Source organism: Collinsella sp. CLA-ER-H10, from assembly GCF_040092475.1.
In the GTDB taxonomy this organism is placed as follows: domain Bacteria; phylum Actinomycetota; class Coriobacteriia; order Coriobacteriales; family Coriobacteriaceae; genus Collinsella.
Genome location: NZ_JBBNLM010000028.1, coordinates 1 through 21,002, shown reverse-complemented (window position 1 = coordinate 21,002; position 21,002 = coordinate 1). Strand labels below are relative to the sequence as shown.

General features: G+C 62.9%; 19 protein-coding genes. 9 read left to right on the top strand and 10 right to left on the bottom strand.

Translation table 11 applies throughout. From position 1 onward, the window contains the following. Window positions 1-224 precede the first annotated feature (224 nt). The 5 genes from AAAX36_RS09015 to dnaK form a co-directional block, all read right to left on the bottom strand. Window positions 225-2,525, bottom strand: coding sequence for a hydratase (locus AAAX36_RS09015; protein ID WP_349075165.1), 2,301 nt, complete (start codon window positions 2,523-2,525; stop codon window positions 225-227). Window positions 2,526-2,907: 382 nt separating this feature from the next. Then, entirely contained in the window at window positions 2,908-3,324 is a 417-nt protein-coding gene (locus AAAX36_RS09010; RefSeq protein WP_006235210.1) for a helix-turn-helix transcriptional regulator, read from the bottom strand. A gap of 72 nt (window positions 3,325-3,396) precedes the next feature. Next, window positions 3,397-4,362 carry a DnaJ C-terminal domain-containing protein gene (locus AAAX36_RS09005; protein ID WP_117876925.1) on the bottom strand — a complete coding sequence of 322 codons (966 nt, stop codon included), beginning with the start codon at window positions 4,360-4,362 and terminating at the stop codon, window positions 3,397-3,399. A gap of 107 nt (window positions 4,363-4,469) precedes the next feature. Continuing rightward, the gene (locus AAAX36_RS09000; RefSeq protein WP_349075162.1) at window positions 4,470-5,312 is read right to left on the bottom strand and encodes a nucleotide exchange factor GrpE; all 843 of its coding nucleotides are present in this window, start codon (window positions 5,310-5,312) and stop codon (window positions 4,470-4,472) included. Between the two features lie 2 nt (window positions 5,313-5,314). After that, entirely contained in the window at window positions 5,315-7,207 is a 1,893-nt protein-coding gene (dnaK, locus tag AAAX36_RS08995; protein WP_349075160.1) for a molecular chaperone DnaK, read from the bottom strand. 792 nt (window positions 7,208-7,999) lie between these two features. Here dnaK and AAAX36_RS08990 point away from each other — a divergent pair. After that, entirely contained in the window at window positions 8,000-8,185 is a 186-nt protein-coding gene (locus AAAX36_RS08990) for a 4Fe-4S binding protein (RefSeq protein WP_006235216.1), read from the top strand. Window positions 8,186-8,378: 193 nt separating this feature from the next. Here AAAX36_RS08990 and AAAX36_RS08985 read toward each other — a convergent pair whose 3' ends face one another. The 5 genes from AAAX36_RS08985 to AAAX36_RS08965 form a co-directional block, all read right to left on the bottom strand. Continuing rightward, window positions 8,379-8,924 (bottom strand): transcription repressor NadR, encoded by a 546-nt coding sequence (locus AAAX36_RS08985; RefSeq protein WP_349075159.1) that lies wholly within the window; start codon window positions 8,922-8,924, stop codon window positions 8,379-8,381. Next, entirely contained in the window at window positions 8,924-9,784 is an 861-nt protein-coding gene (gene nadC, locus AAAX36_RS08980; protein WP_349075158.1) for a carboxylating nicotinate-nucleotide diphosphorylase, read from the bottom strand. The genes AAAX36_RS08985 and nadC overlap by 1 nt, the downstream gene beginning before the upstream one ends. Window positions 9,785-9,787: 3 nt before the next feature. Continuing rightward, window positions 9,788-11,164 carry an FAD-binding protein gene (locus AAAX36_RS08975; protein ID WP_349075155.1) on the bottom strand — a complete coding sequence of 459 codons (1,377 nt, stop codon included), beginning with the start codon at window positions 11,162-11,164 and terminating at the stop codon, window positions 9,788-9,790. Between the two features lie 56 nt (window positions 11,165-11,220). Further along, entirely contained in the window at window positions 11,221-12,246 is a 1,026-nt protein-coding gene (gene nadA, locus AAAX36_RS08970) for a quinolinate synthase NadA (protein ID WP_349075153.1), read from the bottom strand. Between the two features lie 190 nt (window positions 12,247-12,436). Then, window positions 12,437-13,012 carry a hypothetical protein gene (locus AAAX36_RS08965; protein WP_349075151.1) on the bottom strand — a complete coding sequence of 192 codons (576 nt, stop codon included), beginning with the start codon at window positions 13,010-13,012 and terminating at the stop codon, window positions 12,437-12,439. Window positions 13,013-13,148: 136 nt separating this feature from the next. Between AAAX36_RS08965 and trxA the strand changes: the two genes are divergently transcribed. The 8 genes from trxA (at window position 13,149) to AAAX36_RS08925 (ending at window position 20,579) form a co-directional block, all read left to right on the top strand. Continuing rightward, on the top strand, window positions 13,149-13,469 hold the full coding sequence (gene trxA, locus AAAX36_RS08960; protein ID WP_349075149.1) for a thioredoxin: 321 nt from the start codon (window positions 13,149-13,151) through the stop codon (window positions 13,467-13,469). Window positions 13,470-13,688: 219 nt separating this feature from the next. Beyond that, complete coding sequence (locus AAAX36_RS08955; protein WP_006235225.1) at window positions 13,689-13,937, top strand: hypothetical protein; 249 nt, start codon at window positions 13,689-13,691, stop codon at window positions 13,935-13,937. A gap of 1 nt (window position 13,938) precedes the next feature. Then, window positions 13,939-14,445: a nickel-responsive transcriptional regulator NikR gene (gene nikR / locus AAAX36_RS08950; RefSeq protein WP_349075147.1), complete on the top strand. Its 507-nt coding sequence runs from the start codon at window positions 13,939-13,941 to the stop codon at window positions 14,443-14,445. 29 nt (window positions 14,446-14,474) lie between these two features. Continuing rightward, entirely contained in the window at window positions 14,475-17,159 is a 2,685-nt protein-coding gene (hypF, locus tag AAAX36_RS08945) for a carbamoyltransferase HypF (RefSeq protein ID WP_349075146.1), read from the top strand. 134 nt (window positions 17,160-17,293) lie between these two features. After that, window positions 17,294-17,554, top strand: a complete 261-nt coding sequence (locus AAAX36_RS08940; protein WP_349075144.1) for a HypC/HybG/HupF family hydrogenase formation chaperone — start codon at window positions 17,294-17,296, stop codon at window positions 17,552-17,554. Next, the gene (hypD, locus tag AAAX36_RS08935) at window positions 17,554-18,669 is read left to right on the top strand and encodes a hydrogenase formation protein HypD (protein ID WP_349075142.1); all 1,116 of its coding nucleotides are present in this window, start codon (window positions 17,554-17,556) and stop codon (window positions 18,667-18,669) included. Before AAAX36_RS08940 ends, hypD begins: the two co-directional genes overlap by 1 nt. An 81-nt stretch (window positions 18,670-18,750) precedes the next feature. Continuing rightward, window positions 18,751-19,785: a hydrogenase expression/formation protein HypE gene (gene hypE / locus AAAX36_RS08930; RefSeq protein ID WP_349075140.1), complete on the top strand. Its 1,035-nt coding sequence runs from the start codon at window positions 18,751-18,753 to the stop codon at window positions 19,783-19,785. Window positions 19,786-19,910: 125 nt separating this feature from the next. Then, complete coding sequence (locus AAAX36_RS08925) at window positions 19,911-20,579, top strand: HAD-IA family hydrolase (RefSeq protein WP_196026345.1); 669 nt, start codon at window positions 19,911-19,913, stop codon at window positions 20,577-20,579. Window positions 20,580-21,002 lie beyond the last annotated feature (423 nt).

Genomic DNA, 21,002 nt, shown 5'->3' with positions numbered 1-21,002 from the left:
AAGTTTCGGGGCGCAGTTCACTGTCCCCTTTGTGGTGGTTCTCGACAAAAAGAAGCCGCTCCAATAAAAAGAGGCGGCATCAAGCAAGTCCATTTCTTAGCGTCCCTCAAGACCCAACGAGAACGCAGAAATGTAGCCCGGGACTTACCCTTTCCCGAACGCGACCCTCGCGAAGCGCGTGAGCGGGCGGGAAAGGGTAAGCCCCGGGCGGACAATTAAGTGCGTTACTCGGCAGCGGCCTTGAACTTGTTGTAGTTGATCAGGCAGCCAGCCTTGACGATGGCACGCTCCTCTGCCGTCATATCGGCAATGTAGAGCTCAATCTGCTCGACCGCACCATCGGCGCGCACCACGTAGGCGGCGATGCCCTTCAGGTCGCCATCGAGCGCGGCGCGGATACCCGGCACAAAGACGTAGTCGCCCACCTCAAAGCTGGGCTCGGCCTCCATCTGGAAGGGCACCATGCCCCAGTTCATCACGTTGGAGCGATAGCGCTTGGTGGCGTACTCGTGGACGATGTTGGCCAGGCCGCCAATTACGCGCTGGCAGCTCGCGGCCTGCTCGCGGGCGGAACCGTCACCGGGCTTCTTAGCGTAGAGCATGGAGCCGTACTCGGTCGCCTTGGCATCTGCCGCGACACCCGCGCCGGCCAACGCCTCAAACACGCTGGCAAGCTCGGCATCGAGTGCTGTCAGGTCACCCGCGGACTCGCCAGCCACGCGGCGCTTCTCCACGGCGTCGACCTCCTTGGAACGGCCCACGTAGGCCGGGTCGCGGCGGCTCAGCGTAAACTCTGCCAGGCCCAGCGGGCTGGAGCGGAAGGAGCTCGTCTCGCCCGAAGGAATGAGCTCGTCAGTCGTGGTGACCGGGTCCATGATCTTAGAGCACACCTTGAGCAGGATATCGTCGCCGAGGGGCTCCATCGCGGGCCACGGCTTGATGTTGGGACCCTCGACCAGTTCGTCGGCAGGCTCCGCCTTGCCAAAGCCCCAATACACGCGCTTTTTGTACGGCGCGTCGTCAAAGGTGTACTCGCAGGCCTCGTCCCAAGTCTCCTCGGGCAGGTCGGTCGCCGGCGTCAGGACGCCGCCGTTGGCAGCCGTCGCCGCAATGGAGCGAGCGTCCATCAGGGCCACGGCGCTCAGCTGGCCATTGCCCGGCTTGGAACCCTCGCGGTTGGGGAAGTTGCGCGTGGTGTGGCGGATCGAAAGGCCGTTGTTGGCGGGCGTGTCGCCGGCGCCGAAGCACGGGCCGCAGAACGCCGTGCGCACAATCGCGCCGGCCTCCATAAGGTCGTAGATGTAGCCGCGGCGTGTAAGCTCGAGTGCCACGGGCTGGCTCGTGGGATAGACCGACAGCGAGAACTCGCCGCAGCCGGTGCTGGCGCCCTTGAGCACGCGGGCAGCCTGGACCACGGAGTCGTAGTTGCCGCCCGAGCAGCCGGCGATAACGCCCTGCTGCACGTGCAGCTTGCCGTCGACGATCTTGTCGAGCAGGCTAAAGTGCGTCTTGCCCTCGCCGATCTTGGCGGCCTCGAGCTCCACCTCGTGCAGGATGTCCTCGAGGTTCTCGTTGAGCTCGTCAATCTCAAAGCCGTTGGAAGGATGGAACGGCAGCGCGATCATGGGCTTGATGCTCGACAGATCGACCTCGACGCAGCCGTCGTAGTAGGCGACATCGGCGGGCTTGAGCTCGCGGTAGTCGTCGCCGCGGCCGTGCATGGCCAAAAACGCGTGTGTGTCCTCGTCGGTGGCCCAGATGGAGGAAAGGCAGGTGGTCTCGGTGGTCATGACGTCGACGCCGTTGCGATAGTCAGTCGTCATGCTCGCGATGCCGGGGCCCACGAACTCCATAACCTTGTTCTTAACGTAACCCTTGGCAAAGACGGCACGGATGATGGCGAGCGCCACGTCGTGCGGGCCAACGCCGGGGCGCGGGGCGCCCGTGAGGTAGATGGCAACGACGCCGGGATAGGCGACATCGTAGGTGTCGCGCAGCAGCTGCTTTGCCAGCTCGCCACCGCCCTCGCCCACGGCCATGGTGCCCAGAGCGCCGTAGCGGGTGTGCGAGTCGGAGCCCAGGATCATCTTGCCACAGCCGGCGAAATTCTCACGCATAAAGGAGTGGATGACGGCGATGTGCGGCGGGACGAAGATGCCGCCGTACTTCTTGGCAGCCGAGAGACCAAAGACGTGGTCGTCCTCGTTGATGGTGCCGCCCACGGCGCACAGCGAGTTGTGGCAGTTGGTGAGCACGTAGGGCAGCGGGAACTGCTCCATGCCCGAGGCGCGCGCCGTCTGGATGATGCCGACAAAGGTGATGTCGTGGCTCGCCATGGCGTCGAAGCGAATCTTGAGCGCCTCGGGGTCGCCGGACGCATTGTGTGCCTGGAGGATCGAATACGCGATGGTGCCGCGCTTGGCATCCTCGGGCGTCTGCGTAATACCGCGCTCGGCAGCCTCGGCCTCAGGCACAACCTCGCTGCCGTTACGCAGGTAGATGCCGTCCTCGTACAGCTTGACCATACTGTCTCCCACTCTGCCCAAAAGATTTGGGCGCATAGCATACATTCGTTCAATATCGTGCCATAGAACAGTTGCGAGTGGGTTACGAATCTACACGTTCACTTTATCTCAGTAAAGTAAAGGACGAGCACCTTGCATCACTCTTCTGACAAGGAGTGTCCCAAAGTGCCGGCACAAAAGGAACGTCCCCAAGTGCCAAACTACCCTACTCCGGCAACGCCGATGTTTTAGCGCGGACAGCGAAAGCCCGCCAGAGCGAGCAAGGTGCCTTGAAACGAGGCGGCATTGACCTTCCTGGTCATGCCGCCGAAGTTGAAAGGCAGATTGCCGCTCTGGCGGGCTTGCAGCGTCGAGCCGTTACGCGGTTCGTAGAACCGCGTAACTACAAATCCCCGCCTGCGCCCAAAAGTTTGCGCATGACCTGTTCGGGGTTGACCGAGCCGTCGCGCGGGGCCAGGGCGGTGATCTTCTTCTGCATCTTGTACTCGTGCAGCTCGTCCTCGAGCTGGCGCACGCGGGCACGAAGCTTTTCGTTCTCGCGCTCGCGCTCCTCAGCACGCTCCTTCATATCGAGGATGCGCACCACGCCGGCAAGGTTGATGCCCTCGTCGGTCAGCTGGTTGATGAGCTCTAGGCGCTCGATATCGGCACGCGAATACAGACGCGTGTTGCCGCCCGAGCGCTGGGGATTCACCAAGCCTTTGGACTCGTAGACGCGCAGAGTCTGCGGGTGCATGCCGGTCAGCTCGGCCGCCACGCTGATCATGTACAGCGGTTTGTTCCTATTGTCCTCGGCCATGCTACCTGACCCCTTTCCGTCTCGTTATCGTCCATCATAAGCCCGTGGGCGCGGGCGTGCGCCGCGACCGCCCTAGTACGTCGCCTTGTAACGGTTGACCTTCTCGCGATAGTCGCGTGTGTCGGTCTCGCGCAGCTTGGTCATGGCATCGCGCTCGTCATCGGACAGGTTCGTGGGGACCTGTACCTTGATTTCGACGAGCAGCGCGCCTGTGCGGCCACGGTGCTTAACGTCGGGCGCACCCATCTCCTTAAAGCGGAACTTCTTGCCCGTCTGGGTGCCAGCGGGCACCTTCAGACGAACCGTCGCGCCGCCGGGCGTGGGCACATCAACCGTGCAGCCGAGCGCCGCCTCGTAGACCGAGACCGGTACCTCCATGGTCACGTCGGCACCTTTACGCTTAAACAGCGGGTGCTCCTCCACATGCGTGGTCACGACCAGGTCGCCGCGCTCGCCGCCGGCAACGCCATACTCGCCGCGACGCTTGTAGCGTAGCTTGCCGCCGTCGACCGCGCCCGCGGGCACCGAGACCGTAATGGTCTGCTGCTCGCCTGTCGAGGGAATGCGATAGGTGACCTTGTGCGTCACGCCGCGAAACGCGTCCTCGGCCGTCACATCGACGGTCAGCGACAGGTCGCCGCCCTTGCGAGCACGGCTGCGACCCGCGCCGGCACCGGCAGCGCCCGCAGCCCCGGCAAAGCCCGAGCCCCAATCGCTGCCCCAGGCGCCGTTGCCGCTAAAGATGCTGTCGAAGATGTCGCCCCAGCCGCTGGCACCCGCGCCGGCACCGTAGCCGCCGCCATACGCGCCGCCCGCGCCCGGCATGCCGCCAAACATGAGCATCTGGTCGTACTCTTTGCGCTTCTTCTCGTCCGAAAGCGTCTCGTAGGCCTCGCTGATCTCCTTGAACTTGGCCTCGTCGCCGCCGGCATCGGGGTGATATTTTTGCGCGAGCTTGCGAAACGCGCTCTTGATCTCTTTGTCGGAGGCGCTCTTGGATACGCCCAGGATGTCATAGAAGGTTTTGCCTGCAGCCATCGTAGCTCCTCTCCTGTTTCATCCGTCGCCCAGCGAGCGGCGGTTCATGCTTTCATATGGCACTAGGCCAGAAAGGGCCCCGGGTGTTGCCCCGGGGCCCTTCTCAATTACTCCTCGGTGCTCTCGGCTGTATCGGCCGCAGCATCCTCGGGCGCCGCTTCGGGCTCCGGTGCGGGGCGCTTCTCGCCACCGTAGGTCACCGTCACCATCGCGGAACGCAGGATGCGGTCCGCCATGCGGTAGCCCTTCTGGTACACGTCGTTGACGGTCTCGTCGTACTGCGATGCGTCCTCGACGCGACCCACAGCCTGATGCTCGAGCGGATCAAACGCTTCGCCCTTGGGGTCGATGGGCTCAACGCCCTCATGCGCAAACACGTCGAGCAGCTTGGCATGCACCGCGTCGACGCCGTCGACGAACTGCTTAAAGTCGTCGGCAAGCTCCTGACTGCGGGCGTGGTCGATCGCACGCTCGATATCGTCGACCACCGGCAGCAGCGCAGTGACGAGCTTCTCGGTCGCGCGCTCGCGCTCGGCGATACGCTCGTTGGCGGTGCGGCGACGGAAGTTCTCCCAGTCGGCCTGCAGACGGGCGGTGCGCTCGGTGGCGTCCTTTGCCTTGTCCTCGGCGGCCTTCTGAGCCTCTGCCGCAGCATCGAGCTCGTTGCGCACGTCGGCAAGCTCTTTCTGAGCCTGCTCGAACTTGAGCTTAAAGTCGTTGTCGGCGGCTTCCTCACCGGCGCGGATAGCGGCTTCCACCATCTCGTCCTCGGTCATCGTCGCCTCCTTGTTGGAATCCTCTACTTGGTTCTCGGCAGCCTCGGCGGCCGGGGCCTCGTTGGCCTCGGTAACGTCTGCGGCCTCTACGGGAATCTTCACGTCCTTCTCCTCAGAGTCAACGGGGGCGGCGCCAGCGGCAGCCGCCTCCGTGCGAGCTTTACGGGCGGACATGATTACTTGTCCTCGTCGTCCACAACCTCGTAGTCGGCGTCGACAACGTCATCGTCGGCAGGCTGGGCGCCGGCGGCACCGTCGGTCTGCTGCTGAGCGTCGGCGTAGACAACCTGAGCCAGCTCGTAGGCCACGGACTGCAGGGACTCGCCAGCGGCCTTGATGGCCTCGACGTCAGAGCCCTCGAGCGCCTTCTTGGCGTCGGCGATAGCGGCCTCGGCCTTGGACTTCACGTCAGCGGAAACCTTGTCACCCAGCTCGTTGAGGGTCTGCTCGGTGGAGTAGCACAGGCTGTCGGTCTGGTTGCGGACCTCGACCTCTTCCTTCTGCTTCTTGTCCTCCTCGGCATGGGCCTCGGCGTCCTTGACCATACGATCGACTTCGTCGTCGGAAAGCGCGGTGGAGCCGGAAATGGTGATCTGCTGCTCCTTGCCGGTGCCCTTGTCCTTAGCGGAGACCTTGACGATGCCGTTGGCGTCGATGTCGAAGGTAACCTCGATCTGCGGCACGCCGCGGCGGGCAGCCGGGATGCCGGTCAGCTGGAACTTACCGAGCGACTTGTTGTCGCGAGCAAGCTCGCGCTCGCCCTGGAGCACGTTGATCTCGACGCTGGTCTGGTTGTCGGCAGCGGTGGAGTAGACCTCGGTCTTGGAGGTCGGGATCGTGGTGTTGCGGTCGATCATCTTGGTCATGATGCCGCCCATGGTCTCGACGCCCAGCGACAGCGGGGTAACGTCGAGCAGCAGGATGCCCTCGACGTCGCCGGTAAGCACGCCGCCCTGGACGGCAGCGCCATCGGCAACGACCTCGTCGGGGTTCACGGACATGTTGGGCTGCTTGCCGGTCATGGTCTTGACGAGCTCTTGGACGGCGGGCATACGGGTGGAACCGCCGACGAGGATGACCTCGGTCAGATCGGAGAGCTTAAGCTTGGCGTCGCGCAGGGCGTTGGTGACAGGCTGCTTGCAGCGCTCGAGCAGGTCGCGGGTGATCTTCTCGAACTCGGCGCGGGTCAGCGTGTAGTTGAGGTGCAGCGGGCCGGACTGGTTCATGGTGATGAACGGTAGGTTGATGGTGGTCTGCTGGGCGGCGGAGAGCTCCTTCTTGGCGTTCTCGGCGGCCTCCTTCAGACGCTGCAGGGCCATGGGGTCCTGACGCAGGTCGACACCGTTCTCCTGCTGGAACTTATCGGCCATCCAGTCGATGACGCGCTGATCCCAGTCGTCGCCGCCCAGGTGGTTATCGCCCGAGGTGGACAGAACCTCAAACACGCCGTCGGCGAGGTCGAGGATGGAGACGTCGAAGGTGCCGCCGCCCAGGTCGAAGACCAGGATGCGCTGGTCGGTGCCCTGCTTGTCCAGGCCATAGGCAAGAGCAGCAGCGGTCGGCTCGTTGACGATACGCTTGACGTTGAGGCCGGCGATCTTACCGGCGTCCTTGGTGGCCTGACGCTGGGCGTCGTTGAAGTAGGCCGGGACGGTGATGACGGCGTCGGTGACAGTCTCGCCCAGATACTTCTCGGCGTCAGCCTTCATCTTGGCGAGCGTCATGGCGCTCACCTGCTCGGCGGTGTAATCCTTGCCTTCGATGTCGACGACAGCACGGCCACCCTGGCCCTCCTTGACCTCATACGGCACGGTCTTGAGCTCGGAGGTGCACTCGGAGTACTTGCGGCCCATGAAGCGCTTGATGGAGAACACGGTGTTCTTGGGGTTGGTGACAGCCTGGTTCTTAGCGGCCTTACCCACGACGCGGTCGCCGTCGGCACGGAAGCCCACGACGGACGGGGTGGTGCGGTCGCCCTCGGCGTTCACGATGATGGTCGGAGAACCGCCCTCGAGGACGGCCATAGCGGAGTTAGTAGTACCAAGGTCGATACCAAGAATCTTGCCCATTAGAAATTCCCTCTCTCTTGTGCGTTCGCGCCGCGTCGGCGGACTGCCGCGCGGCGCTTCGGCTTGTCTTTCAGGATGTAGTGTATCCCCTTATGGGCCGGAATATACAAAATCTAAGTCAATTCATATAAGATTTCTTATCACTTAGAGTTTAGGTTCTCGAATGCGCAGGTAGATGCGCTGTTTGAGTTCTCGGCAAATCTATTGAAATCTATGTAGAGATGACTGAGGCTTGGGTCCGGAGCCGCACGGAACGGTCTTGGGGCAACCCCGAGGAAAGCGCGACCCAGTCTGAGCGTAAATTCCGAGACGCAGTTTCCGCTTGAAGGCTCGACCGGAAACTACATCCCAGTTTGAGTACCGATTCCGGGACGCAGCTTCCTCCAGAAGGATCAACCGGAAAGCACGGCCCGTTTTGAGCGTGAATCCTGGGACACAGTTTCCGCAACCACGCCTCTCGGGAAAATGCATCCCATTCTGCGTGTCGATTCCGGGGCGCAGCTTCCGCCGGACGGTCCAACCGGAAACTGTATCCCGTTTTGGACGTGGATTGCGGGATGCGCTTTCCGAAAGCCCACTCAATTGCTCAATATTGCGAGTCACCTTTAGCTAACATTTGCGCAGCTCACCAGCCTCACCTGTGCGTTTCTTAGTAAGCCGCGGCATACTCGGCGAACGGTATGAAGATGCCGGCCAGAGGGTATTGCAAACGGTCGCTCCCGTGGTATGTTTTTGCCCGAATCAAACCGACGCGCATCGCCTGTAGCGTCGGTCAACAGAGAGGAAACTACCATGGCTCATCCCGTAATTGATGCCGACGAGTGCATCGCTTGTGGCGTTTGCGTCGACTCCTGCCCCGCTGGCGTTCTGGAGCTCCAGGACGTCGCTACCGTCGCTGACGAGGACTCCTGCGTCGCCTGTGGCGCTTGCCAGGACGCTTGCCCCGCCGGCGCGATCACCGAGATCGTCGAGGAGTAACAACTCCCCACTTGCACACTCAGAAGTACACCGTGCACAAAAAGGAGGCCTCCGCATCGCCGCGGAGGCCTCCTTTTTTTGTTTGTGCGGATAACTAATTTGGGACAGCAGTTGCGGTGGAATAGTTCCTGTTTTATGGCTTAGATGCCGATTTTAGGAACTATTTCACCGCAACTTATGGGAGCGCCTGGGGCTAGGACAAATCATCCTCATAGGGCATCAGGTCTGCCAAGTAGCCTTTCTCCTTGAGCATGGCCTCGATCTCGTCGAGGGTTTGCTCGTCTTCTGCCGCAATGCGGTGGAAGTGATAGCCGCTGGTTACCGTCAGCAGCGGAAAGCTCTTGCCGCTCTCGATATCGTGCAGGTAGCGCTCAACATCGCGACGATTGCGGATATCCAAGTCGGCCGTGATCTTACCGTACACGCGGTGATTGACGATCACGTTGAGCACGGCGCCGCCCGCGTCGACGATGCTCGTGAGCTCATCGCCCGCCTGCTCCACGCCGTGGCGCACCTTGACCAGACGCGTGGGCACAGCCGGGCTGCTCGCCGCCTCCTGCAGCACATAGCCGCGATTGGTGGCGACGATATCGTGCCCGTCGGCGCGCAGCAGGGCGATGTCCTGCACCACGACCTGACGGCTCACGCCCACCTCGCGGGCAAGCGCGCTGCCCGATACGGGTCCCTTGGCTCCCTCGAGCACGCCCATGATGGCACGGCGACGCTCGCGGGCATCCATTATTTACCGTCCAGCAGACGCAGGTGCTTAAGCGAGAGGTCGAGAATCGGCGCAGAGTGCGTCAACGCTCCCGAGCTAATAAAGTCAACGCCCAGGTCGGCGAGCGCGCGGATATTGCTGGCGTCCACGTTGCCCGAGCACTCGGTCTTGGCGCGGCCGGCGATAAGCTCAATCGCGGCAGCCATATCGTCGTGGGTCATGTTGTCGAACATGATGATATCGGCGCCGGCCTCCACGGCCTCGCGCACCATGTCCAGGTTCTCGCACTCAATCTCGACCGTCGTGGTAAACGACGCATGGGCGCGCGCCATCTCAATCGCGCGTGCCACGCCGCCGGCGGCGTCGATGTGGTTGTCCTTGAGCATGACAGCCGTCGACAGGTTATAGCGGTGGTTGCTGCCACCGCCGATCTCGACTGCGGCCTTCTCGAAGACACGCATGCCCGGCGTGGTCTTGCGCGTGTCGACAAGCACGGTCTTGGTGCCCACGAGCGCAGCCGCCATCCGGTGCGTGTAAGTAGCGATACCGCTCATGCGCTGCAGGTAGTTGAGCGCCACGCGCTCGCCCGAAAGCAGTACGCGCGCATCGCCGCGCACCTGGCCCACGTGGTCGCCGGCGTGCACCTCGTCACCGTCGGCAACATCAAACAGCACGGAGCTCTGCGGATCAAGCAGCTCAAAGGTGCGAGCGAACACATCCAAGCCCGCGATGATGCCATCGGCCTTAGCGATGAGCTCCACCGTGGCGGGACGCGCCGTGGGACACACACTCGCCGTGCTCACGTCCTCAAACGTAATGTCCTCGCGTAGAGCCTGCAGAATCAGATCATCGACGACGAGCTTCATGGTAATGGGATTCATGGTCTACTCCTCCACGGCCTGCGTGCCGGCGGCACGGGCCAAATCATCGATTGCAAGGGTATCGGAACCCAGGGCGCGATGGCGTCCATCGAGCGCGGGATCGCCCGCCTGCTCCACGGCGAGCGGCTCGCCGGTACGCATGTGCCACGCGGCGCGACGACCCCAGACCAGTGCCTCGAGCAGGCTGTTTGATGCAAGGCGATTCTTACCGTGGACGCCGTTGCAAGCCGTCTCGCCCGCGGCGTAGAGTTCGGGCATCGAGGTGCGACCGTCCTTGTCGACCCACACGCCGCCCATAAAGTAGTGCTGCGTGGGTGTAACGGGGATGGGCTCGTCCAAGATGTCGCGGCCGTCCTCCAGGCAGCGAGCGCGAATGTTGGCAAAGTGTCCGGTTACCACGTCGCGCTCGACGGGGGCAAAGCTCAGCCACTCGTGCTCGGTGCCGTCCTGCTTCATCTGCTCGCGAATAGCGGCGGCGACCACATCGCGCGGCTGAAGCTCGTCGGTAAAGCGCTCACCGGCGGCGTTAAGCAAAATCGCGCCCTCGCCGCGGCAGCTCTCGCTGATCAGGAAGGTGCGGCCCGGCTGCGGCGAGAACAGACCCGTGGGGTGAATCTGCACGTAGTCCAGGTGCTCCATCTTAATGCCATGCTCCTGAGCGATGTAGCAGGCATCGCCCGTGAGCTGCGGATAGTTGGTCGAGTGGTCGTATACGCCGCCGATGCCGCCCGTCGCCCACAGCGTGTGGCGGGCATGGATCTTAAACGGCTCGCCGGCATGCACGCCCTCGGCGGTATTTGCCAGCTCGTCGGCGGGACGAACCGAGTTGTCCTCGTCCACGGGAACGGCGACGACGCCGGTACACATTGTGGCGCCGTCACGCTCGCCCGTCAGGATGTCGGTCATGGCCACGTGCTCCAAAATCTGCACGTTATCAAGCTTGCGAACGGCCTGGAGCAGCTTGGTCGTGATCTCCTTGCCCGTAATGTCGGCATGGAAGGCAATGCGCGGACGGCTGTGTGCGCCCTCGCGGGTAAAGTCGAGGCTGCCGTCGGCCCTGCGCTCAAAATCCACGCCTATCGCTAGCAGGTCGTTGATGACCGAGCGGCTCGAGCGAATCATGATGTCAACGCTCTCGCGGCGGTTCTCGTAGTGACCGGCGTGCATGGTGTCCTCAAAGAAGGCGTCATAGTCAGAGCCTTCGGGCAGCACGCAAATGCCGCCCTGCGCGAGCATCGAATCGCACTCGTCGACAGCACCCTTGGAGAGCATGATCACGCGCGTGCTCGTCGGCAGATTGAGAGCCGCGTATAGGCCCGCCACGCCGCAGCCGGCAATAACGACGTCGCACTCCATGTCGGGGTATTGCTTGGTTTCCACAGGAATCCTCTCCCTTGTAATGTGGCATAAGGGATGGTCCCTCATGTCACATCGTTCTAACGCGCCGCGTACTCGAGCATGCGGTCGAGCGTAAGTTTGGCCTGGTCGGCAGCCTCGTCCGACACGCCGATCTGCACCTCGCCCTCGCCCGTCTCCAGGCAGCGCACGAGCTTTTCGAGCGTGATGAGGTCCATGTTGACGCAGGTGGGCTGCACCGCGGGGAAGTAGAACTTCTTGCCGGTGCCCTGGCAGCGGCGCTCGAGCTCGTAGAGCACGCCGCGGACCGTCACGATAATGAACTCGCTCGCGTCGGACTCCTCGGCATACTTGATGATGCCGGCGGTGGAACCGATGCAGTCGGCCTCGGCAAGGACGTCTGCCTTGCACTCGGGGTGCGCCAGCACGAGCGCGTCGGGATGTGCCTCCTGCGCGTCGACAATCTGCTCGACGGTGATAATGTGATGGCGCGGGCAGTAGCCATTGTTGAGGATGACGTGCTTTTGCGGCACCTGCTCGGCTACGAAGCGGCCCAGGTTTTGATCGGGGATGAACAGAACGTGTTGCTGCGGAAGCTCGGACACGATCTTGACGGCGTTGGAGCTGGTGACGCACACGTCACTCCAGCTCTTGATCTCGACCGTCGAGTTGACGTAGCACACCACGGCCAGGTCGTCGCCATACTCGGCGCGCGCCGCATCGACCGTCTCGCGCTTGACCATGTGAGCCATAGGGCAGTCCGCACCCGGCTCGGGCAGCAGCACGGTTTTGGTGGGGTTGAGCAGCTTGGCGCTCTCGCCCATAAACTCCACGCCGCACAGCACGATGGTCTGCTGCGGCAGGCTCTTGGCAAGCTTTGCCAGGTAGAAGCTGTCTCCGACGTAATCGGCAACGGCTTGGACCTCGGGCGCCACATAGTAGTGCGCCAGGATCACCGCATCACGTTGGGTTTTTAGTTGCTGAATGGCCTCGACGAGCTCTGCGGGCACCAGTGCCGCGCGCTCCGTTGCCGTCGTTGCCGATGCTAGGCCGGCCGCGATATCGCGTGCAAGCTCCGACGCATCCATGTTCGCGCTCTGTGCCATCAAGGCCCCTCTCTTTTGGCGAATCTTGGGGCCTTAGTATGACACCTAGGTTTACAGCTGACAAGACAGCTGTAAACCTAGGTGTAAAGTTGAAATAAAAATTCAATCATGCGGCAGGCCCATTTTCGAACTGACAAGCCGAGGATGGCCGCGCTCGACCCGCCAGGGATACCTTGCCAGCGCTGGTCCGCTACAGTGGCGCGGCGGCCGGGGTCAGCTGTTTGATGTAGGCCCACATGCGCTGTTTGGCGGCTTTGTCAGTGAGCGCCGCCTCAAAACCGTCGAGCGCGAGCACGCGACGACCCTGAACATGGGCGACCAAGCCGGGCTTGAGCATAGCGGTATCAAAGTCGTCGATTGCCACGAGCATGTCGGCATAGGTCTCGCGCATGGTATCGGCCGCGCGATCGTCCAGCAGCAGAACCGCCTCGGGGTCCAAGGCCTCGAGCGCCTCGCGGAACAGCTCGCACGGCAGGCCCTCGCCTGTCGCAACCAGCCCGTCGCCCGCGCCGGCAACACTTGCCAGCACACAAAAATCCTCCGGCGCGTAGCCGATGGCGCCGAGCGCCTTGCGCAGCGCGGCACCGTCCGGACCGGCAGCCAGCTCGCCGCCCGCACGCTCGGCATCGTCTAAATCACCTTTTACCAGCACAATCGGCGAGCACGCGTTGCCCGCGATACGCACGCCGCGACCCGCGAGCGATGCGAGCTCCTGCTCGGTCGCCTGGGCGATGGCTTCTTTTTTCTGGCTTTGTGACGTGGGCATGCGCTCTCCAATCGTTTGCATGCCCACCATTATATAAAAGAGCCGCCCGCGAGTGGTTGCATTGCGGGCCGTTGGGTATAAGCACGGTCGTACTGAGTTTTACGCGGCCGAGCCGCGTCGCACTATGGAGGTCACCATGGCTGACATTAAGCAGATTACCCCCGAGAACTTCGATTCCGTCGTTAACGACAGCCTTCCCGTGCTGGTTGATTTTTGGGCACCGTGGTGCGGTCCCTGCCGTTCGCTCTCGCCCATCGTTGACGAAGTGGCCGACGAGCTGGCCGGCAAACTTGCCGTCGCCAAATGCAACGTCGACGACAATCAGGACCTGGCCATGAAGTTTGGCGTCATGAGCATCCCCACGCTGATTGTCTTTAAGAACGGCGAGGAAATTGACCGCTCCGTCGGTGCGCTGCCCAAGGCCAGGCTGCAGGCGCTGCTGGAGAAGCACCTGTAATACGCCGGTCACGTGCTGCCGTCCATGAGCGGTTTTGCACCGCTCGCCGGAGAGCCGGGTGTTGTGCCCGCGACCACGGATAATATGGTAGCCACAAACAGCCCCCAGTGAACGGGTGCGGGTCAGACGGACTCGCACCCGTTTTCTTGTGCGGCGATGCGCAAAGCAGGCGTAGTAAAATCTGAACCACTGAATAGACCCGTGCAAAAGGAGATTCACATGCATGACGTCGGAATGAACATGAGTCAGCTTGCCATGAGCGTCAAGCAGGTCGATGACACGATCGAGCTCGCCCACGAGTGGAGCCATCAGCTGCTGCATGCGACTGAGAACTTTGACATGGAGCGCATTGGCGCCAAACTCGAGGCCGCCATGGCGGCGCTCCACGAGGCGCACGACGCACTCGAGGGCTACGAGGAGGCCATCGAGGCCGACCATAACTCCGTTGGCTCCGTAAAGCTGGTGTAGCGTGGCCGAGCACGAGCACACCTGCGGGCACGAGCATTCGCACGGGCCGGCTGGCGACGCGGACTGCCGTTGCAGCGGCTCCGCCTCCGAGCTGGTCCGTTTTTCGGTCACCGCGCCCGACGACCTGCTGCGCCGCTTTGACGAGCAGATTGCGCGCCGCGGCGACGTGGCCAACCGCTCCGAGGCCGTGCGTGACCTGATTCGCGCATCGATCGCCAAGGAGCAAATGCGAACGCCCGACGAGCAGGTTATCGGATCGCTCACTATGATTTACGACCACCACACCGGCGACCTGACGCGCCGCCTGGACGAGGTGCAGCACGACTACACCGACGAGATCGTATCGACCATGCACGTGCATCTAGATCATCACAACTGCTTGGAGATTCTGGCGCTTAAGGGTCGCGGCGAGCGCGTCTACGAGCTGGCCGACCGCCTGCTGGGCCTGCGCGGGGTTAAACACGGCGAGCTCACCTGCGCCGCCACCGAGCAAAGCCTGGGGCTGTAACAGCACACATTTCAACGAAAGAGGGTCGTATGCGGCATGTGCATATCCATGTAACGGGCATTGTGCAGGGCGTCGGCATGCGGCCTTTTGTGTATCGCGAAGCCATGGCGCACGGCATTTGCGGCTGGGTGCTCAACGCGGGCGACGGCGTGCATATCGAGGCGCACGCTCAAAGCGAGTCGCTCGACGAATTTGTCGCCGCGCTTTCCGAGCATGCGCCTGCGGCGTCTCGCGTGGAACATGTCGAGGTTATGGACCTAGCGCCCGGCGACTGGGACGCCGCCAATGAGCGCGGCTTTCGCATTGTGGCATCGCAGGATCAAACCGCCCACACGACGCTCGTCTCGCCCGACATCGCCACGTGCGACGACTGCCTGCGCGAGCTGTTCGACCCCGCCGACCGGCGCTTTCACTATCCCTTTATCAACTGCACCAACTGCGGACCGCGTTTTACCATCATTCGCTCGCTGCCCTATGACCGAGCGGCCACCTCGATGGATCGCTTTCCCATGTGCCCCACCTGTGCCGCAGAGTACGCCGACCCACTCGATCGGCGGTTTCACGCGCAGCCCGATGCCTGCTTTGATTGCGGACCGCGTATTACGTGGCGCGAGGCGGATCGCGGCGATGCCCCAGCGACCGCCGATGCATCGCCAGCCGTCGGCTCCACGCGCGAGGCCAGCGATGCCATCATAGAACGCTGCGTCAATCTGCTGGCAGGCGGCGGCATCGTCGCCATCAAGGGTCTGGGTGGATTCCACCTAGCCTGCGATGCCACCAACGAACAAGCGGTGCGCGAGTTGCGCCGCCGCAAGCGTCGCAGTAATAAGCCGCTTGCCGTTATGGTGCGCGACCTTTCCGACGCCGAGCGCCTGTGTCACATCGATGACGCTGAGCGCGGCCTGCTGGCCGGCAGCGTTCGTCCCATTGTGCTGCTGCGTCGCCGCGCAACCGGCAACGACGCCTACGGCTCCCCCAACGCCCTCGAGCTCGCACCATCCGTCGCGTACGACTTGCCCGAGCTCGGCGTTATGCTCCCCTACACCCCGCTTCAACATTTGCTGCTCGCCGCGGCAGAAGCCCGCGGTATGCACGAGCTCGTCATGACCAGCGGAAACCTAAGTGAAGAACCCATCGAGACCGACGACGGCCTTGCTTGGGAACACCTCGTTGCCGCAGGCATCGCCGACGCGCTGCTCGGTAATGACCGCGCAATTCTGTCGCGCTACGACGACTCCGTGGTACGCGTGGTCGACGGCGACGTCATGCCCGTGCGTCGCGCACGCGGATATGCGCCGCAACCGCTGTCGTTGCCGGCGCTCGACGGCATCACGCCCTGCGTGCTCGCCTGCGGTCCGCAGCAAAAAGCCACGGTCGCACTCACGCGCGAGGACGCCGACGGCCATGTGGCCTGCTTTGTGTCGCAGCATATCGGCGATGTCGAAAACGGAGCGACTTTCGATGCCTGGAGCGCCGCGCGTGCACGTTTGGAAAACCTCTTTGACCTGGCGCCCGCCGCCCTGGCATGCGACATGCATCCCACCTATCTGTCGAGCCAGTGGGCGCGCGAACAGGCACGGGAGCACAATCTGCCGCTTATCGAAGTCCAGCACCATCACGCGCACATCGCGAGCGTAATGGCGGAGGCAATTGTCGCAGGCCGGCTTGCGCCCGATGCACGCGTCCTCGGCATTGCCTTCGATGGCACGGGTGCCGGCACCGACGGTACCGTATGGGGTGGCGAGTTTCTTATCGCCCGTCTCGCCGATTTTGAGCGCATCGCGCATTTACGCAGCTGGACGCTCCCCGGCGGCGCCGCATCCGTGCACGATGCCCGGCGCAATGCCTTTGCCCTGCTGAGCGAGCTCGACCTGCTCGAGCATCCGGGTGCCGCGGGGTTATTGGGCACCCTCGACGAGCAGACGCGCAGCATCACGGCTACGATGATCGAGCGGAACATCAACAGCCCACGCACGAGCAGTATGGGGCGTCTCTTTGACGCCGCCGCTGCAGTTTTGGACATTTGCGGGCAGGCAACCTACGAAGGCGAGTCCGCCATCGAACTCGAAGCCGCCGCCTGGCGCGCGCTCGGCAGCGAAATCGCCCATGTTCCCGACGATAAAGACAGCTGTTCCGCATCTGACCCATTGCGGCTGGACAGTTTGTTCAGATTTGTATTAAATACAGACCCTCTAACCACCGGTTTTGGCTCAGCTTACCCCGAAGAAGGCTCTCCAGACACACCATTTGCAGTTAATTTGCCCGTCGGATACCCCAAATCAACCCATTTGGGGTCCTCGCAGACAATCTACGCCACCCAGGACCGCTCTAAAAAATACAAATCTGAACTAACTGTCCAAGCAACCTCGAGCAGACCTCTCGTCCTGGACCCCAGCTCACTTTTTGAGGCGCTTTTGGAGGGAATCAGGGGCGGCGTGCCCGCCGACAGGCTCGCGCTCGACTTCCATGTCGCCGTCGCGCGCTCCTCGGCACATATCGCCAGCGAGATCTGCGCGCGCGAGGACATCGACGTCGTCGCGCTCTCGGGTGGCGTGTTCATGAACCGACTTTTGCTCCAGCTCCTCACCCGCGAGCTTAAAAGCATGGGTCTTACTGTCTTGGTTCCCCACTCCGTGCCCGTCAACGACGGCTGCATCGCCTACGGCCAGGCGGCGGTCGCGCGCGCTCGTCTTGCGCAAATCGCATCGCAGTAGCTCGCTCTTGCACGCCGCCGCGCTCAACCGTCTCACAGGCGTAACGCGTTTGCCCGCGAACCCCGCGAGCGCTACCATCAACTGATGGATTATTAAGCGCCCATCCAGCGCAAAGCGTATAAAAGGGGAACAATATGTGCCTTGCCGTTCCCGGCAAAGTAGTCAAACGCGACGACGACCTCAAGGCCACCGTCGACATGATGGGCATCGAGCGCCCCGTGTCGCTACGACTCGTGCCGACGGCGCAGGTTGGCGACTATATTCTCGTACACGCCGGCTTTGGCATCCAGATTGTCGACGAGCAGGAAGCGCAAGAAACGCTCGAGCTCGTTAATGCCATGACCGAACTGGTCGAAGAAGACCAACTTGCCACCAACCCGGCCGAGGCATACTAGTGGCGGCCGGACAGCCGGCTCGCTCCGGTATCGACTTTTCGGCATTTCGCGATTCCAAGCTGGCCCGCGAGCTCATCGAACGCATCCGTGAACTCGTCGGCGACCGTACCATCAACCTTATGGAAGTCTGCGGCACACACACTGTGAGCATCGGCCGCTATGGCTTTCGCTCCATTATGCCGGCGGGGCTCAAGTTGCTGAGCGGCCCAGGCTGCCCCGTCTGCGTCACCGCCAACCGTGACATCGACCACGCAATCGCGCTCGCCAACATAGACGGCGCCATCATCACCACCTTTGGCGATATGATGCGCGTGCCTGGATCGTCCACCTCGCTCGCCGCGCAAAAGGCAGCAGGGTGCGATATTCGCATCGTCTACTCCCCGCTCGATGCGCTCGACATTGCCGAGCAAAACCCCGATCGCCCGGTCATTTTTATGGGCGTGGGCTTTGAGACCACAACGCCCACCATCGCCGCCGCCATCTTGGAGGCCGAGGCGCGCGGGCTTTTGAACTTCTCGGTCTATTGCGCCCACAAGACCACGCCACCGGCATTGCGGGCCATCGCCAACGACCCCGAGACCACCATCGACGGCTTTATCCTGCCGGGCCACGTCGCCACTATCACGGGCTTGGCACCCTTTAGCTTTTTGGTCGATGAGTTCGATACCCCGGGCGTGGTTACGGGATTTGAACCGGTCGATATCCTGCAGGGCATCTGTATGCTGGTCCAGATGGTTGTCGAGAACAGGCCCGCGATCGACAACGCCTACCGCCGTGGCGTCAGCGCAGACGGCAACCCCGTGGCGCGCCAGCTGGTCGAGCAGGTGTTTGAGCCGTGCGACACCACGTGGCGCGGACTGGGGCCGATTGCCAACTCGGGCCTTTCCATCCGCCCCGAATTCTCGCGCTTTGATGCCCGCACCCGCTTTGCCGTGCCCGTTGAGGCGACGGTCGAGCCACGTGGGTGCCGCTGCGGCGACGTGCTGCGCGGGGCCGTTGCACCGAGCGGCTGCCCGCTCTTTGGCCGCGCTTGCACACCCGAGCACCCCGTCGGACCGTGCATGGTGAGCTCCGAGGGCAGCTGCGCGGCGTACTACCGCTACCGCGACTATTAGGTTCCGCCGTTCTAACGAACGGCGGACCGGTCGACGCTGTGCCTCGCCCATATAATTCCACCCACGATTGGAGTTTTCGATATGTCCAGTACTGCCACCGATAGCACTGTCCTGCTGGGCCACGGCTCTGGCGGTCAGATGATGAAACGCATCATCGATGAGGTCTTTCTGGATGCCTTTGGGTCGCCCGAGCTTCTCGAGGGCAACGACGCCGGCGTCGCCGCGCTGCCCGCGAGCGGGCGCATCGCCATGTCGACCGACAGCTTTGTAGTCTCGCCGCAGTTCTTCCCCGGCGGCAATATCGGCCGCCTCGCCGTATGTGGAACCGTCAACGACGTCGCAACCTCGGGCGCCAACGTGCGCTACCTATCGTGCGGCTTTATCCTCGAAGAGGGCTATCCCATGGATAAGCTCCGCCAGATTGTGCAGACGATGGCCGAAACGGCGCGTGAGGCGGGCGTGGCGATCATCACCGGCGACACCAAAGTGGTTGAGTGCGGCGGGGCCGACGGCGTCTATATCAATACCGCCGGCGTGGGCGAGGTCCCCACGGGCGTGGCGCTCAGCGGTGCCAACTGCCGCCCCGGCGACGTTATCCTGGTGTCGGGCACACTGGGCGACCACGGTATCGCCATCATGAGCCAGCGCGAGGGCCTGGCGTTTTCGAGCACGATCGAAAGCGACGCCGCGCCGCTCAACCACCTGATTGCCGACGTTCTGGCCGCAGCGCCCGGCACGCGTTGCTTTCGCGACCCCACGCGTGGTGGCCTGGCGTCCACACTCAACGAGTTTGCCCAGGCCAGCGGTGTTGCCATGGAGGTCGACGAGGACGTCGTGCCCGTGCGTCCCGACGTGCAGGCTGCCTGCGAGATGCTCGGCTACGACGTGCTGCAGGTGGCAAACGAGGGCAAGATGGTTGCCGTCGTGCCGCCCGAGCAAGCCGATGCCGCGCTAGCCGCCATGCGCGCCGCCCGCTACGGCGAGAATGCCGCCATCGTCGGTCGCGTGCTGCCACTTGCCGAGGGTGCTCGTCCCGCCGTGCGCGTGCGCACCGGCTGGGGCTCGACCCGCATCCTCGACATGCTCGTGGGAGAGCAGCTGCCGAGAATTTGCTGACGGCAAATTCGCACGGCTGGCGCGATGTGGCCTGATATCCCTGGAGATGTTCAGATTCCAAGCACGCCCAACGCGTAAGCCCAGTATCATGAGGTGCGTTTTTAAACCCAATGACGGGAGCTTTCATGGCAGCAGCTTTTTCCCATGTGATCTTTGACCTGGACGGAACCATCCTCAACACGCTCGAGGACTTGGCGGCCGCCGGCAACCATACCTGCGAGGCGCACGGCTGGCCCACGTTTGCCGTTGACGAGTACCGCTACAAGGTGGGAAACGGCATGCTCAAGCTGGTTGAGCGCTTTATGCCTGCCGAGTATGCGGGCGACGGCCGTATGTTTGAGCAGACGCTTGCCGAGTTTAGGGCTTACTACGGCGAGCACAAGGAGGACCACACCGCCCCCTATGCTGGCACAATCGAGATGCTTGACCGCCTGCGCGCCGCGGGCGTGCAGCTTGCCGTGCTCACCAACAAGGACCACGTCTCGGCGGCTCCGCTTATCGAGAAGTATTTTGGTTCCGAGCGCTTTGCGCTGGTACAGGGCCGCGTCGATGCGTTTCCGCCCAAGCCCGAAGCACCCGTCACGCTGCATGTGATGGAAGAGCTGGGCGCCGACCCGGCGACCACGCTCTACGTGGGCGATTCCAATGTCGATATCCTAACCGGCCACAACGCCGGCCTTAAGAGCGCGGGCGTCAGCTGGGGCTTCCGCGGCCGCGCAGAGCTGGAAGCCGCCGGCGCCGACTACGTGGTTGACACCCAGGCAGAGCTCGCGGCGCTGGTGCTGGGCGAGTAACGAAGCCGCCGCCCAGCACGAACGCAGCGATTCTGCCGCGCGGAAAGCGCATCCCGTTTTGGAGCTCCGGATTGGGACGCGCTTTCCGTTTGAGGCGCGTCGGGGAAACGACATCCCGTTTTGGAGCAATATTCCGGGTCGCATTTTCCGCTACCCACCCCATCCGGAAACCGCGACCCGGAATTCGGCCAAAAACCGGGCCGCATTTTCCCGACCGCTCGATGCGACGCCGGTGCAAGGAGTGTCCCCAACTGCCGGCAGAAAAGGAACGTCCCCAAGTGCCACCTTGTCATGAGGAACGTCCATTACAGTCGAAATTGTCAGCCCGGGACCGTCTCGGGCTACGATTGAGGCGCGCCCAGAACGGGCCGCCGACCGGGCGCCCGCGCACGGCCGAACGTCCCTGCCCCCGAGAGGGCCTGT